This is a genomic window from Pseudomonas sp. P1.31, assembly GCF_001269815.1.
GTDB lineage: Bacteria > Pseudomonadota > Gammaproteobacteria > Pseudomonadales > Pseudomonadaceae > Aquipseudomonas > Aquipseudomonas rustica.
On record NZ_LHVN01000003.1, the window covers coordinates 128,929 to 143,495 of the forward strand.

The window sequence follows — 14,567 nt, forward strand, 5'->3', positions numbered from 1 at the left end:
GGCATAAATGAGTGAAGTGAAGGTTTTACGCGCTGAAGGCTACCCGCGCATGCCGTGGAAAAACGGCGGCGGCAGCACTGAGGAAATAACCCGTGATGCCGGTGCCGGGCTGGACGGTTTCGGCTGGCGCCTGTCGATTGCCGACATCGCCGAGTCCGGCGGTTTTTCCTCCTTCGCCGGTTACCAACGAGTGATCACCGTGTTGCAAGGTGACGGCATGGTTCTGTGCGTCGATGGCGACGATACGCGGCCGCTGTTACCGCTCGACCCGTTTGCCTTCAGCGGTGAAAGCCAGGTTTCCTGCACGCTGCTCGGCGATGCGATTCGCGACTTCAACCTGATCTACGCGCCGCAGCGGTACAGCGCTCGGTTGCAGTGGCTGGACGGTGAACAGCGGTTTTTCAGCTCGGCGGGGACGGTGCTGGTGTTCAGTGTCAGTGAGTTGCTAGAAGTGCAGGTTGGTCATTCCGCCTCGCAACTCGGTCGCCATGATTGCCTGCAACTGGACGGTAACGCCGGACTGGTTGAAGTCACCACCAATGCCGCTTGCTGTGTCATTGAGCTGACGGCGCGCTGATTCAAAAATCTTAAAGATCGCAGCCTTCGGCAGCTCCTACAGGGTGTACCTCAATCCCACTGTAGGAGCTGCCGAAGGCTGCGATCTTTTGCTTTTGGGATGTTCCCAACCCACGCACCAACTTGTTACCGAACGCCCCAGCGTGGCGCAAAATCACGCTTTCGTAACAATCTCCAACCCCCTCCATCCATACCCTCGAAATATTTCATCCACGCCAGAACCCTTGATTCAGGCGCCCTCCAGCCGTGTCCGCGGTTTTTCTTGAACAGCCCTCCAACAAGTTGGCCGCTTGATTGCATATGCTTGTATGTACAAGTAAAGACGTATGCGTATGAGTCGTTCGAGACTCTCCGCAGCGTCCACTGATTCGCTTGTCGCGCAGCGAAGCGCACAGGCTGCTTGCCCACTGCCAGGGTTGGTTTGAATTGATCGCTGAGGAGTCTCTTTCGTGACTGATAACAAAATGACTAAGTTTCGCGATGTCGAAATCCGTGCCGCCCGCGGCAACAAGCTGACCGCCAAGAGCTGGCTGACCGAAGCGCCGCTGCGCATGCTGATGAACAACCTCGACCCGGAAGTCGCCGAGAACCCGAAAGAGCTGGTGGTTTACGGTGGTATCGGTCGCGCTGCGCGTAACTGGGAGTGCTACGACAAAATCGTCGAGAGCCTGACCAACCTGAATGACGACGAGACCCTGCTGGTGCAATCCGGCAAGCCGGTCGGCGTATTCAAGACCCACAGCAACGCCCCGCGCGTACTGATCGCCAACTCCAACCTCGTCCCGCACTGGGCGAGCTGGGAGCACTTCAACGAACTCGACGCCAAAGGCCTGGCCATGTATGGCCAGATGACCGCCGGCAGCTGGATCTACATCGGCAGCCAGGGCATCGTTCAAGGCACCTACGAAACCTTCGTTGAAGCCGGTCGCCAGCACTACAACGACAACCTCACCGGCAAGTGGGTGTTGACCGCCGGTTTGGGCGGCATGGGCGGCGCACAACCGCTGGCGGCAACCCTGGCCGGCGCTTGCTCGCTGAACATCGAATGCCAGCAAGTGAGCATCGATTTCCGCCTGAAAAGCCGTTACGTCGACGAGCAAGCCAAAGACCTCGACGACGCCCTGGCGCGCATCGACAAATACACCAAAGAAGGCAAAGCGATCTCCATCGCGCTGCTGGGTAACGCCGCAGAAATCCTCCCGGAACTGGTCAAGCGCGGCGTGCGCCCGGACATGGTCACCGACCAGACCAGCGCTCACGACCCGCTCAACGGTTACCTGCCTGCCGGCTGGACCTGGGACGAATACCGCGCCCGCGCCAAGACCGAGCCGGCCGCTGTGATCAAAGCCGCCAAGCAGTCGATGGCCGTGCACGTTAAAGCGATGCTGGAATTCCAGAAACAAGGCATTCCGACCTTCGACTACGGCAACAACATCCGTCAGATGGCGCAGGAAGAAGGCGTCGAAAACGCCTTCGACTTCCCGGGTTTCGTACCGGCTTACATCCGTCCGCTGTTCTGCCGTGGCATCGGCCCGTTCCGTTGGGCGGCGCTGTCCGGCGATCCGCAAGACATCTACAAAACCGATGCCAAGGTTAAAGAGCTGATCCCCGACGACGCGCACCTGCACAACTGGCTGGACATGGCCCGCGAGCGCATTAGCTTCCAGGGTCTGCCGGCACGTATCTGCTGGGTCGGCCTGGGCCTGCGCGCCAAGCTCGGTCTGGCCTTCAACGAGATGGTGCGCAGCGGTGAGCTGTCGGCGCCGATCGTGATCGGTCGCGACCACCTCGACTCTGGCTCGGTGGCTAGCCCTAACCGTGAAACCGAATCGATGCAGGACGGTTCCGACGCCGTGTCCGACTGGCCACTGCTCAACGCTCTGCTGAATACCGCGAGCGGCGCGACCTGGGTTTCCCTGCACCACGGCGGCGGCGTCGGCATGGGCTTTTCGCAGCACTCGGGCATGGTGATTGTTTGCGATGGTACTGACGAAGCGGCCGAGCGCATTGCGCGCGTCCTGCACAACGACCCGGCCACTGGTGTTATGCGCCACGCCGATGCCGGTTACCAGATCGCCATCGACTGCGCTAAGGAACAGGGTCTGAACTTGCCGATGATCACCGGCGGCAAGTAACACGTTTTGGCTTTATGTGGGAGCGAGCTTGCTCGCGAAAGCAATCTGTCAGCCAGTACAGATGTTGAATGTGCTGGCCAATTCGCGAGCAAGCTCGCTCCCACAGAAAAGCAGCCCTACCGAAGCTCAGTGAACAATTAAAACAATCCACAGAGGTTGAATCATGGCTGTCACCACCGATCGTGCAAGCAACAAACCGTTGATCGAAAGGCGTTCGATCGACTACATCCCGGAAGCGGAAAGACACGGTCGTCTGTTCAGCCAATTCACTCTGTGGATGGGTGCCAACCTGCAAATCACCGCAATCGTCACCGGGGCCTTGGCCGTGGTGTTGGGCGGTGATGTGTTCTGGTCGTTGATCGGGCTGTTGATCGGTCAATTGCTCGGCGGTGGCGTGATGGCGCTGCATGCCGCGCAAGGGCCGAAACTCGGTCTGCCGCAGATGATCTCCAGCCGCGTGCAGTTCGGCGTGTATGGCGCGGCGATTCCCATCGTGCTGGTGTGCCTGATGTACCTGGGTTTCACCGCGACCGGTACCGTGCTTTCCGGTCAGGCGCTGGGTCAGTTGTTTAATGTCAGCGACAGCGTCGGCATCCTGATTTTCGCCAGCGTGATCGTGGTGGTCACGGTGCTCGGTTATCGGGTGATCCACTGGATCGGCCGTGTCGCCAGCGTCATTGGCGTGATCGCTTTCGTCTTCCTGTTCTGGCGTCTGATGAGCCAGACCGACGTCGGCGCACTCCTGCAAATCCGTCATTTCAGCTGGAGCAGCTTCCTGCTCGCGGTGTCGCTCGCGGCCTCCTGGCAGATCGCGTTCGGCCCTTACGTGGCTGACTATTCCCGTTACCTGCCGAGCAACACCTCGGCGGTGAAAACCTTCTTCGCCGCCGGTGCCGGTTCAGTGGTCGGCGCGCAAGTGGCGATGATCCTCGGCGTGTTCGCGGCGGCTTCGGCCAACGGCCAGTTCGCCGGTCACGAAGTTGCCTACATCGTCGGCCTGGGCGGCACCGGAGCCACCGCTGCGCTGCTGTACTTCAGCATCGCATTCGGCAAGGTGACCATCTCGACGCTGAACTCCTACGGCAGCTTCATGTGCATCGCGACCATCATCAGTGGTTTCAAAGGCCACCTGACGGTTACGCGGATGCAGCGTCTGGTGTTCGTACTGGTGATCGTCGGCGCAGCGACCCTGATCGCGCTGCTCGGCCAGCACTCGTTCCTCGGTGCGTTCAAGTCTTTCATCCTGTTCCTGCTCGCGTTCTTCACCCCGTGGAGCGCGATCAATCTGGTGGATTACTACTGCATCACCCGTGAGCGTTATGACGTGCCGGCGCTGGCCGATCCGAACGGTCGCTACGGTCGCTGGAACCTGCTCGGCATCAGCGTCTATGTGTTCGGTGTGCTGGTGCAGCTGCCGTTCATCTCCACCAAGTTCTACACCGGCCCGCTGGTGGCGGCCCTCGGTGATGTGGATATTTCCTGGATCATCGGTCTGGTGCTGCCGGCCGTCGTCTACTACGTGTGCGCGAAAAAATGGCACAGCGCGGTACCCGATCAACTGATTCTGCCGGTCGAGCAGAACAGCGTTGTACAACCTAAAACAAGCGGGGCCGGACGCGCTGCGGCGCAGGCCTGATTTGGACGTGGACAGGGCTGGATGCCTCTTGACTGCCGAAAGCCAATTCATGATTAGGAGCGTCACAACAATGAAATCGAACAAGACCCTGCTGACCACATTGCTGTCCATGGGCCTGCTGGCCAGTGCCGGTGCCACCCAGGCTGCGGGCTGGTGCGAGTCGGGCAAACCGGTGAAGTTTGCCGGCCTGAACTGGGAAAGCGGCATGCTCCTGACCGACGTGCTGCAAGTGGTGCTGGAGAAAGGTTACGACTGCAAGGTCGACAGCCTGCCGGGCAATTCCATCACCATGGAAAACGCCCTGAGCAGCAACGACATTCAAGTGTTCGCCGAAGAGTGGGTCGGCCGCAGCGAGGTCTGGAACAAGGCCGAGAAGGCCGGCAAGGTCGTCGGTGTCGGCGCACCTGTGGTGGGCGCTGTGGAAGGCTGGTACGTGCCGCGCTACGTGATCGAAGGCGACGCCAAGCGCAAGCTGGAACCGAAAGCACCGGATCTGAAAAACATCGCCGATCTGGGCAAATACGCCGCCGTGTTCAAGGATCAGGAAGAGCCGTCCAAGGGCCGTTTCTACAACTGCCCGGCCGGCTGGACTTGTGAACTCGACAACAGCGAAATGCTGAAAAGCTACGGTCTGGAAAACAGCTACACCAACTTCCGCCCAGGCACCGGCCCGGCGCTGGATGCGGCGGTGCTGTCGAGCTACAAGCGTGGCGAGCCGATCCTGTTCTACTACTGGTCGCCAACCCCGCTGATGGGCCAGGTTGACCTGGTCAAACTCGAAGAAAAACCGGGCGTCGACAAGTCCGTGAGCATCAAGGTCGGCCTGTCCAAGACCTTCCACGACGAAGCCCCGGAACTGGTCGCCGTGCTGGAAAAGGTCAACCTGCCGATCGACCTGCTGAACCAGAACCTGGGTCGCATGGCGAAGGAACGCATCGAGTCGCCAAAACTGGCGAAAATCTTCCTCAAGGAACATCCTGAAGTCTGGCATGCGTGGGTCAGTGACGACGCAGCCAAGAAAATCGACGCGGCGCTGTAGGTCGATACCTCCCGGCTAACCGCGAGGCAGGCCGGGAGATATGCCGTAAACGCTTGATTGAGATTTCTGATTGAGAGCCGCTTATGTTTCCCGAGAGCTTTACCTTTTCCATCGCCGACTGGGTCAACGGTTGGGTCGATTCGCTGGTCACCAACTACGGCGATGTGTTCCGCCATATCTCCGACACGCTGCTGTGGGCCATCGTCAACCTCGAAGGCATGCTGCGTGCGGCGCCGTGGTGGTTGATGCTGGCGATCGTCGGTGTGATCGCCTGGCACGCCACGCGCAAAGTGGTGACCACTGCGGTCATCGTCGGTTTGTTGTTCCTCGTCGGCGCGGTCGGCCTGTGGGACAAACTCATGCAAACGCTGGCGCTGATGATGGTCGCGACGATCATTTCGGTGCTGATCGGCATCCCGCTGGGGATCCTTTCTGCGCGCAGCAATCGCCTGCGTTCGGTGCTGATGCCGCTGCTCGACATCATGCAAACCATGCCAAGTTTCGTGTACCTGATTCCGGTGCTGATGCTGTTCGGCCTGGGCAAGGTGCCAGCGATTTTTGCCACCGTGATTTATGCCGCGCCACCGCTGATTCGCCTCACCGATCTGGGCATTCGTCAGGTTGACGGCGAAGTGATGGAAGCGATCAACGCATTCGGCGCCAACCGCTGGCAGCAACTGTTCGGCGTGCAACTGCCGCTGGCCCTGCCGAGCATCATGGCCGGGATCAACCAGACCACCATGATGGCCCTGTCGATGGTGGTGATCGCCTCGATGATCGGCGCCCGTGGTCTGGGTGAAGATGTGTTGGTGGGGATTCAGACTCTCAACGTCGGGCGCGGGCTTGAGGCCGGTCTGGCGATCGTGATTCTCGCAGTGGTCATCGACCGCATTACTCAGGCGTACGGTCGGCCACGGCATGAGGTGAGCAAATGAGCAACGCAACCGTGAGCAAGATCGAAGTCAAAAACGTCTTCAAGATTTTCGGCAACCGCGCCAAGGATGCGCTGGCCATGGTCGGCCAGGGCAAGACCAAGGATCAGGTGCTGAGCGAAACCGGTTGCGTGGTCGGCGTTAACGATCTGTCGCTGAGCATCGGTACTGGCGAGATCTTCGTGATCATGGGCCTCTCCGGTTCCGGTAAATCGACTCTGGTTCGTCACTTCAACCGGCTGATCGACCCCACCAGCGGCGCGATCCTTGTCGACGGTGTGGACATCCTGCAATACGACATGGAAGCCCTGCGCGAATTTCGCCGGCACAAGATCAGCATGGTGTTCCAGAGCTTCGGCCTGCTGCCGCACAAAACCGTACTCGACAACGTTGCCTACGGCTTGAAAGTGCGCGGCGAGAGCAAGCAAATGTGCGCGGAACGCGCGCTGCACTGGATCAACACCGTGGGCCTCAAAGGCTACGAAAACAAATACCCGCATCAGCTCTCTGGCGGCATGCGCCAGCGTGTTGGTCTGGCTCGGGCTTTGGCGGCAGACACCGACATCATCCTGATGGACGAAGCGTTCAGTGCGCTGGATCCGCTGATCCGCGCCGAGATGCAGGATCAGTTGCTCGAGCTGCAGAAGACGTTGCACAAGACCATCGTCTTTATCACCCACGACCTTGATGAGGCGGTGCGTATTGGTAACCGGATTGCGATTCTCAAGGATGGGCGGTTGATTCAGGTCGGCACGCCCCGCGAGATTCTGCATTCGCCGGCGGATGAGTACGTTGACCGGTTCGTTCAGCGGCGTGCGGCGGTGGTCTGAAATGGATTGTCCTTGTGGCGAGGGGATTTATCCCCGATGGGTGGCGAAGCCGCCCCAAACACTGCATGCGGTATGCCTGAAACATCCTGGCTGCAGGTTTTGGGGCTGCTGCGCAGCCCATCGGGGATAAATCCCCTCGCCACAGGGTTATCTGCATCAACAGAATTGGTATGAGGTTTTAGATGTCCCAGGCTGAAAAAATCGTTATCACCGGCGCTCCTCTGCGTTGGCAGGACGTGGTTGCTGTCGCCCGTCACGGCGCTCAACTCGAGCTGTCGAGCGACACCTGGGCGCGCATCGAAAATGCCCAGGCGATCGTCCAGCGCATCGTCGCCAGCGGCGAGCGCGCCTATGGCGTCAACACCGGTCTGGGCGGTTTGTCTAATGTTTCCCTGCAAGACCAACAACTCAGCCAGCTCTCGCGCAACACCTTGCTCAGCCATGCCTGCGGCGTCGGCCCGGTACTCGCCGACGAGCAGACCCGCGCGATCATCTGCGCCGCCATTCACAACTACAGCCACGGCAAATCCGGCCTGCATCGCCGGGTCGTCGAAGGGCTGCTGGCGCTGCTCAATCGTGGCATCACCCCGCAAGTGCCGTCGCAAGGTTCAGTCGGCTATCTGACGCACATGGCGCACATCGGCATCACGCTGCTCGGCGTCGGCAACGTCAGCTATCGCGGGCAGATTATCTCCGCACAACAAGCGTTGGCCGAAGAAGGCCTGCAACCGGTGCAGCTCGGCGCGAAGGACGGTTTGTGTCTGGTCAACGGCACGCCGTGTATGACCGGCCTGAGCTGTCTGGCGATTGCCGATGCCACGCGGCTGGTGCAGTGGGCCGACGTCATCGGTGCGATGAGTTTCGAAGCGCAGCGCGGTCAGATCGACGCCTTCGATGCCGAGATCATCGCGCTGAAACCGCACCCGGGCATGCAGCAGGTCGGCAGCAATCTGCGTGCGTTACTCGATGGCAGCGAGGTGATTGCGTCGAGCAAAGGCATTCGTACGCAGGATGCGCTGAGCATTCGTTCTATCCCGCAAGTACACGGCGCGGCGCGTGATCAACTCGACCATGCGATCAAGCAGATCGAAGCCGAACTCAACGGCTGCACCGACAACCCGCTGTTGCTGGGCACGCCGGACAATTTCCGGGTGATGTCGCAAGCCAATCCGCACGGCCAATCGGTGGCGATGGCGGCGGATTTGCTGGCGATTGCCATGGCTGAAATCGGCTCGATCGCCGAGCGTCGCCTCGATCGTTTGGTCAACCCGCACGTCAGTGGCCTGCCGGCATTTCTGGTGGCCAATCCGGGGGTGAACTCCGGGATGATGATCGTCCAGTACGTCGCTGCGTCGTTATGCGCGGAAAACCGTCAATTGGCGCAACCGGCGGTGCTCGACAACTACATCACTTCCGGTTTGCAGGAAGACCATCTGAGCATGGGCACCAACGCCGCGCTGAAGCTGCATCGCGCGCTGGAAAACTGCACGCAGATCCTCGCCATCGAATATCTGCTGGCGGCGCAGGCGTTTGAGTTCCTCAAGGAACAACGATTTGGCGCGGGCACCGATGTCGCCTGGCGACTGCTGCGCGAAACGGTTCCGGCCTACGATCAGGATCGCTGGCTGGCGCCGGATATTGCCGCCGCCGCGAGCGTGTTGAAAAACCCGAATCTGCTGCACAACGTTCTATCGAATTTGCATTGAAAAACTACCCTGCCAGCGTGCCAAGGCGCCGGATGCCCACAAGGCTGAAAGCGACGGATAACGGAATGCTCCGGAGCGAATGGCAAGTTAATAACAAACTCTCAAAAGGAGCATTTAAATGACTGCGCTGAACCTGATTCCCGGCCAACTGAGCCTGGCCCAACTGCGTGACGTCTACCAGAACCCGGTCAAGCTGACGCTCGACAACAGCGCCTCGGCGCAGATCGAAGCCAGCGTCGCTTGCGTCGAGCAGATCCTCGCCGAGAACCGCACTGCCTACGGCATCAACACCGGTTTCGGCCTGCTGGCCTCGACGCGCATCGCCAGCGAAGACCTGGAAAACCTGCAGCGCTCGCTGGTGTTGTCCCACGCCGCCGGTGTTGGCGTGCCGATCAGCGATGAGTTGGTGCGTCTGGTCATGGTGCTCAAGGTCAACAGCCTCAGCCGTGGTTTCTCCGGCATTCGCCGCGTGGTGATCGATGCGCTGATCGCGTTGATCAACGCCGAGGTTTATCCGCACATTCCATTGAAAGGTTCGGTGGGTGCGTCGGGCGATCTGGCGCCGTTGGCGCACATGTCGCTGGTGCTGCTGGGCGAGGGCAAGGCGCGCTACAAAGGCGAGTGGATGGAAGCGGTTGAAGCGCTGAAAGTCGCGGGTCTGACGCCGCTGACGCTGGCGGCGAAAGAAGGTCTGGCACTGCTCAACGGTACTCAGGTTTCCACCGCGTTCGCGCTGCGTGGGTTGTTTGAAGGTGAAGACTTGTTTGCCGGCGCGTTGGCGCTGGGCGGTCTGACGGTTGAAGCGGTTTTGGGTTCGCGTTCGCCATTCGATGCCCGCATTCATGCGGCGCGTGGCCAGAAAGGTCAGATCGATGCGGCTGCGGCTTATCGTGATCTGCTCGGTGAGCGCAGTGAAGTCTCCGACTCGCATCAGAATTGCGAGAAGGTTCAGGATCCGTACTCGCTGCGCTGCCAGCCGCAAGTCATGGGCGCCTGCCTGACCCAGTTCCGTCAGGCCGCTGAAGTGCTGGCCGTCGAAGCCAACGCGGTTTCCGATAACCCGTTGGTGTTTGCCGCTGAAGGTGACGTGATCTCTGGCGGTAACTTCCACGCCGAACCGGTGGCCATGGCCGCTGACAACATGGCGTTGGCCATTGCCGAAATCGGCTCGCTGAGCGAACGCCGCATCTCGCTGATGATGGACAAACACATGTCGCAACTGCCGCCGTTCCTGGTGGCCAATGGCGGCGTGAACTCCGGATTCATGATTGCGCAGGTGACCGCTGCGGCGCTGGCCAGCGAGAACAAAGCGTTGTCGCATCCGCATTCGGTGGACAGTCTGCCGACCTCGGCTAACCAGGAAGACCACGTTTCCATGGCGCCTGCGGCGGGCAAGCGTCTGTGGGAAATGGCCGAAAACACCCGCGGGATTCTCGCAGTGGAATGGCTGGCGGCGGTGCAGGGGCTGGATCTGCGTAACGGTCTGAAGACCTCGGCGAAGCTGGAACAGGCGCGGGCGATTCTGCGTAAGGAAGTGCCGTTTTATGAGAAAGACCGGTTCTTCGCGCCAGATATCAATGCGGCGACTGAGTTGTTGGCTTCGCGCTGCCTGACCGAGCTGGTTCCGGCGAAGCTTTTGCCTAGTTTGTAATCCACCCACTGATCGTTCCCACGCTCCGCGTGGGAATGCAGCCCGTGACGCTCCGCGTCACTGGACGCAGAGCGTCCCTTGAGGCATTCCCACGCAGAGCGTGGGAACGATCACCAACCCCAACGGAGGCCAACAGTGAAAACCCTCTGGCAACACTGCCACGTCGCAACCATGGCGCAAGGCGTCTACTCGATCATCGAGGATGCGGCCATCGTGACGTCCGGTGCGCACATCGAGTGGATCGGCCCGCGCAAGCAATTACCGTCCGGCGAATACCCGGCGGTTAATGATCTGCAAGGCGCGTGGGTCACCCCCGGCCTGATCGACTGCCACACCCACACGGTGTTCGGCGGCAACCGCAGCGGCGAATTCGAAAAGCGTCTGCAAGGCGTCAGCTACGCCGAGATCGCGGCATCCGGCGGCGGCATCGCCAGCACCGTGCGCGCGACGCGTGAAGCGACGGAAGACGAGCTGTTCGCCAGCGCCGCCAAACGCCTGAAAAGCCTGATGCGCGACGGCGTGACCACGGTCGAAATGAAGTCCGGCTACGGCCTCGATCTGGTCAACGAACGCAAAATCCTCCGGGTCATCCGTCGCCTCGAAAAACAGCTGCCGATCAGCGTGCGCAGCACCTGTCTGGCCGCCCACGCGTTGCCGCCGGAGTACAAGGATCGCGCGGACGATTACATCGATCTGGTCTGCAACGAAATGCTTCCCGCGCTCGCCGCCGAAGGTCTGGTCGATGCCGTGGATGCGTTCTGCGAATACCTGGCCTTCTCGCCGGAGCAGGTCGAGCGCGTGTTTATCGCCGCGCAACAACTCGGTCTGCCGGTGAAGCTGCACGCCGAACAATTGTCCTCGCTGCACGGCTCCAGCCTCGCTGCACGGTACAAGGCGTTGTCTGCCGATCACTTGGAGTTCATGGACGAGGCCGACGCCATCGCCATGGCCGAAGCCGATACCGTCGCCGTGCTGCTGCCGGGCGCGTTCTACTTTCTGCGCGAAACCCAGTTGCCGCCAATGGACGCCCTGCGCAAGCACAAGGTGAAAATCGCCATTGCCAGCGACCTCAACCCCGGCACTTCGCCGGCGCTGTCGTTGCGGCTGATGCTGAACATGGCCTGCACCTGTTTCCGCATGACCCCGGAAGAGGCCCTGGCCGGTGCGACGATTCATGCTGCGCAAGCACTGGGCATGGCCGACACTCACGGTTCGCTGGAAGTCGGCAAGGTCGCGGATTTCGTTGCCTGGCACATCGATCGTCCGGCGGATCTGGCCTATTGGCTCGGTGGTGATCTGGACAAACGCGTCGTCCGTCACGGCGTCGAATCAAGTCTGTAGGAGAGCGGTTGTGGATAAGGTTCTGAACTTCAAACAAGGTCGCGTGCCGCTGCTGATCAGCATGCCTCACGCTGGCGTACGCCTGACGCCTGCGGTGGAAGCCGGGTTGATCTCTGACGCGAAAAGCCTGCCGGACACTGACTGGCACATTCCGCAGCTGTACGACTTTGCCGAGGAACTGGGCGCGAGCACGTTGGCGGCTGAGTATTCACGATTCGTCATCGATCTGAATCGACCGTCCGACGATAAGCCGCTATACGCCGGGGCGACCACCGGGCTGTATCCGGCGACGTTGTTCGATGGCATTCCGTTGTTCCGCGAAGGGCACGAACCGTCGAAGGAAGAACGCGCGACGTATCTGGAGCAGATCTGGACGCCGTATCACCGCACCCTGCAAGAAGAGTTGGCGCGATTGAAGGCCGAGTTTGGTTACGCGCTGCTGTTCGATGCGCACTCGATCCGTTCGATCATCCCGCACCTGTTTGACGGCAAGCTGCCGGACTTCAACCTCGGCACCTTCAACGGCGCCAGTTGTGATCCGCAACTGGCCAGTCAGCTCGAAGCAATCTGCGCCGGCCACAGCCACTACAGTCATGTGCTCAACGGCCGCTTCAAGGGTGGTCACATCACCCGGCATTACGGCAACCCGGCCGAGAACACCCACGCCGTGCAACTGGAGTTGTGCCAGAGCACCTACATGGAAGAGTTCGAACCGTTCCGCTATCGCGCCGACCTGGCCGAGCCGACGCAAGTCGTGCTCAAGGAACTGCTACAAGGCTATCTGGCCTGGGCAAAGTCTCACTACACCGGCTGATCCACCCTTGTAGGAGCTGCCGAAGGCTGCGATCTTTTGATCGTTCCCACGCTCCGCGTGGGAATGCCTCTTGGGACGCTCCGCGTCCAGTGACGTGGAGCGTCACGGGCTGCATTCCCACGCAGAGCGTGGGAACGATCAACGATCAGGCTCCGGAGCATGCTCATTGACGTAAATCGGGTTTATGATGCCCAACGGCAGAATAATAGAAGTCCCCCCAGGGATGACCTCGACCCCTTACGGAGCGCGCAATGCAGACTTTGTTTCCGCAGATCAAACCTCACGCCCGGCACGATCTGGCTGTCGATGACACCCACACGCTGTACGTCGACGAAAGCGGTTCACCCGAGGGTTTGCCGGTTGTGTTCATTCACGGTGGCCCCGGCGCCGGTTGCGATGCGCAGAGCCGTCGCTATTTCGATCCGAATCTGTATCGCATTGTCACTTTCGACCAGCGCGGTTGCGGTCGCTCCACGCCGCACGCCAGCCTGGAAAACAACACCACCTGGGATCTGGTCGCCGACCTTGAGCGCATCCGCAAACACCTGGGCATCGAAAAATGGGTGCTGTTCGGTGGCTCGTGGGGTTCGACGCTGGCGCTGGCCTACGCGCAAACTCACCCGGAACGTGTTCATGGTCTGATCCTGCGTGGGATCTTTCTCTGCCGTCCGCAGGAAATCGAGTGGTTCTATCAAGCCGGTGCCAGCCGTCTGTTCCCCGATTACTGGCAGGACTACATCGCGCCGATCCCGCTGGACGAACGCGACGATCTGCTCAGCGCTTTCCACAAACGCCTGATCGGCAACGACCAGATTGCGCAGATGCACGCGGCCAAAGCCTGGTCGACGTGGGAAGGGCGCACCGCGACCCTGCGGCCGAACCCGCTGGTGGTCGACCGCTTCTCCGAGCCGCAGCGCGCGCTGTCGATTGCACGGATCGAATGCCACTATTTCACCAACAACGCGTTCCTTGAACCGAACCAGTTGATTCGCGACATGGGCAAGATCGCGCATTTGCCGGGCGTGATCATTCACGGTCGTTATGACGTGATCTGCCCGCTCGACAATGCCTGGGAACTGCATCAAGCCTGGCCGAACAGCGAATTGCAGGTGATCCGCGACGCCGGCCACGCCGCCTCCGAACCGGGCATCACCGATGCCCTGGTGCGCGCGGCCGGCAACATGGCGCGACGCCTGCTCGACCTGCCGCCCGAAGAAGCATGAAGGGCCTTTTGCAGCGCGTCAGTAACGCGCGGGTCGAAGTGGCGGGCGAGGTGGTAGGCGCGGTTGATCAAGGTTTGCTGGTGCTGGTGGCGGTCGAACCCGACGACACGCGTACCAGCGCCGACAAACTTCTGCATAAGCTGCTTAACTATCGGGTATTCAGCGACGCCGAGGGCAAGATGAACTTGTCCCTGGCGGATGTTGGCGGCGGGTTGCTGCTGGTCTCTCAGTTCACCCTCGCAGCCGACACCAAGAGCGGGTTGCGCCCGGGTTTTTCCAGCGCAGCACCTCCGGCCCTGGGCGAGGAATTGTTCGACTATCTATTAGGCAAAGCGAAACAGATGCATGGCACTGTGGCATCAGGTAGATTCGGCGCGGATATGCAGGTGCACCTGGTCAATGATGGCCCGGTAACCTTCCTGTTACAGACCTGAAAGCGCTTGAAACATCTTTTTAAGGGCGTTTCGACTGAAAACAGGCATTTTTCGCGATAAATACTTGGTTACCCCCGATGCTTTGTCATGCGGGCTACTAGATAATCGCGCGCTACGGGGATCAGCGTTCGTTGGTCCGTTTTGACTTAGGTAGAGACTTGTCCGGAGCCGATTGGGGAATCATTTTGCCCCAGCGGAGTCGGAACAATGCTCGCCAACTTGGCAAGAGTGTTCTGGAAGGTCGGTTTTT

Annotated in this window: 12 protein-coding genes; all 12 read left to right on the forward strand. The window is 60.4% G+C overall.

Annotated elements, in window-relative coordinates:
- The first annotated feature begins 7 nt into the window (after positions 1-7).
- The 12 genes from AD669_RS01395 (at position 8) to dtd (ending at position 14,317) form a co-directional block, all read left to right on the forward strand.
- The gene (locus tag AD669_RS01395) at positions 8-577 is read left to right on the forward strand and encodes a HutD family protein (protein ID WP_053116613.1); all 570 of its coding nucleotides are present in this window, start codon (positions 8-10) and stop codon (positions 575-577) included.
- A 463-nt stretch (positions 578-1,040) separates the two neighbouring features.
- Positions 1,041-2,711, forward strand: coding sequence for a urocanate hydratase (gene hutU, locus AD669_RS01400; protein ID WP_172680065.1), 1,671 nt, complete (start codon positions 1,041-1,043; stop codon positions 2,709-2,711).
- Between the two features lie 163 nt (positions 2,712-2,874).
- Entirely contained in the window at positions 2,875-4,347 is a 1,473-nt protein-coding gene (locus tag AD669_RS01405) for a cytosine permease (RefSeq protein WP_053116615.1), read from the forward strand.
- Between the two features lie 70 nt (positions 4,348-4,417).
- A complete protein-coding gene (locus tag AD669_RS01410) occupies positions 4,418-5,386 on the forward strand; it encodes an ABC transporter substrate-binding protein (protein ID WP_053116616.1) in 969 nt (322 codons plus the stop codon).
- 83 nt (positions 5,387-5,469) lie between these two features.
- The gene (locus AD669_RS01415; RefSeq protein ID WP_008080600.1) at positions 5,470-6,321 is read left to right on the forward strand and encodes a proline/glycine betaine ABC transporter permease; all 852 of its coding nucleotides are present in this window, start codon (positions 5,470-5,472) and stop codon (positions 6,319-6,321) included.
- On the forward strand, positions 6,318-7,148 hold the full coding sequence (locus tag AD669_RS01420; protein ID WP_053116617.1) for a glycine betaine/L-proline ABC transporter ATP-binding protein: 831 nt from the start codon (positions 6,318-6,320) through the stop codon (positions 7,146-7,148). Before AD669_RS01415 ends, AD669_RS01420 begins: the two co-directional genes overlap by 4 nt.
- 182 nt (positions 7,149-7,330) lie before the next feature.
- A complete protein-coding gene (gene hutH, locus AD669_RS01425; RefSeq protein WP_053116618.1) occupies positions 7,331-8,854 on the forward strand; it encodes a histidine ammonia-lyase in 1,524 nt (507 codons plus the stop codon).
- Between the two features lie 118 nt (positions 8,855-8,972).
- The gene (gene hutH / locus AD669_RS01430; protein WP_053116619.1) at positions 8,973-10,505 is read left to right on the forward strand and encodes a histidine ammonia-lyase; all 1,533 of its coding nucleotides are present in this window, start codon (positions 8,973-8,975) and stop codon (positions 10,503-10,505) included.
- Between the two features lie 135 nt (positions 10,506-10,640).
- Positions 10,641-11,846, forward strand: coding sequence for an imidazolonepropionase (gene hutI / locus AD669_RS01435; protein WP_053116620.1), 1,206 nt, complete (start codon positions 10,641-10,643; stop codon positions 11,844-11,846).
- A gap of 10 nt (positions 11,847-11,856) precedes the next feature.
- The gene (hutG, locus tag AD669_RS01440; RefSeq protein ID WP_053116621.1) at positions 11,857-12,660 is read left to right on the forward strand and encodes an N-formylglutamate deformylase; all 804 of its coding nucleotides are present in this window, start codon (positions 11,857-11,859) and stop codon (positions 12,658-12,660) included.
- A 251-nt stretch (positions 12,661-12,911) separates the two neighbouring features.
- On the forward strand, positions 12,912-13,883 hold the full coding sequence (gene pip, locus AD669_RS01445; protein WP_053116622.1) for a prolyl aminopeptidase: 972 nt from the start codon (positions 12,912-12,914) through the stop codon (positions 13,881-13,883).
- The gene (dtd, locus tag AD669_RS01450) at positions 13,880-14,317 is read left to right on the forward strand and encodes a D-aminoacyl-tRNA deacylase (protein WP_053116623.1); all 438 of its coding nucleotides are present in this window, start codon (positions 13,880-13,882) and stop codon (positions 14,315-14,317) included. The genes pip and dtd overlap by 4 nt, the downstream gene beginning before the upstream one ends.
- Positions 14,318-14,567: the final 250 nt, after the last annotated feature.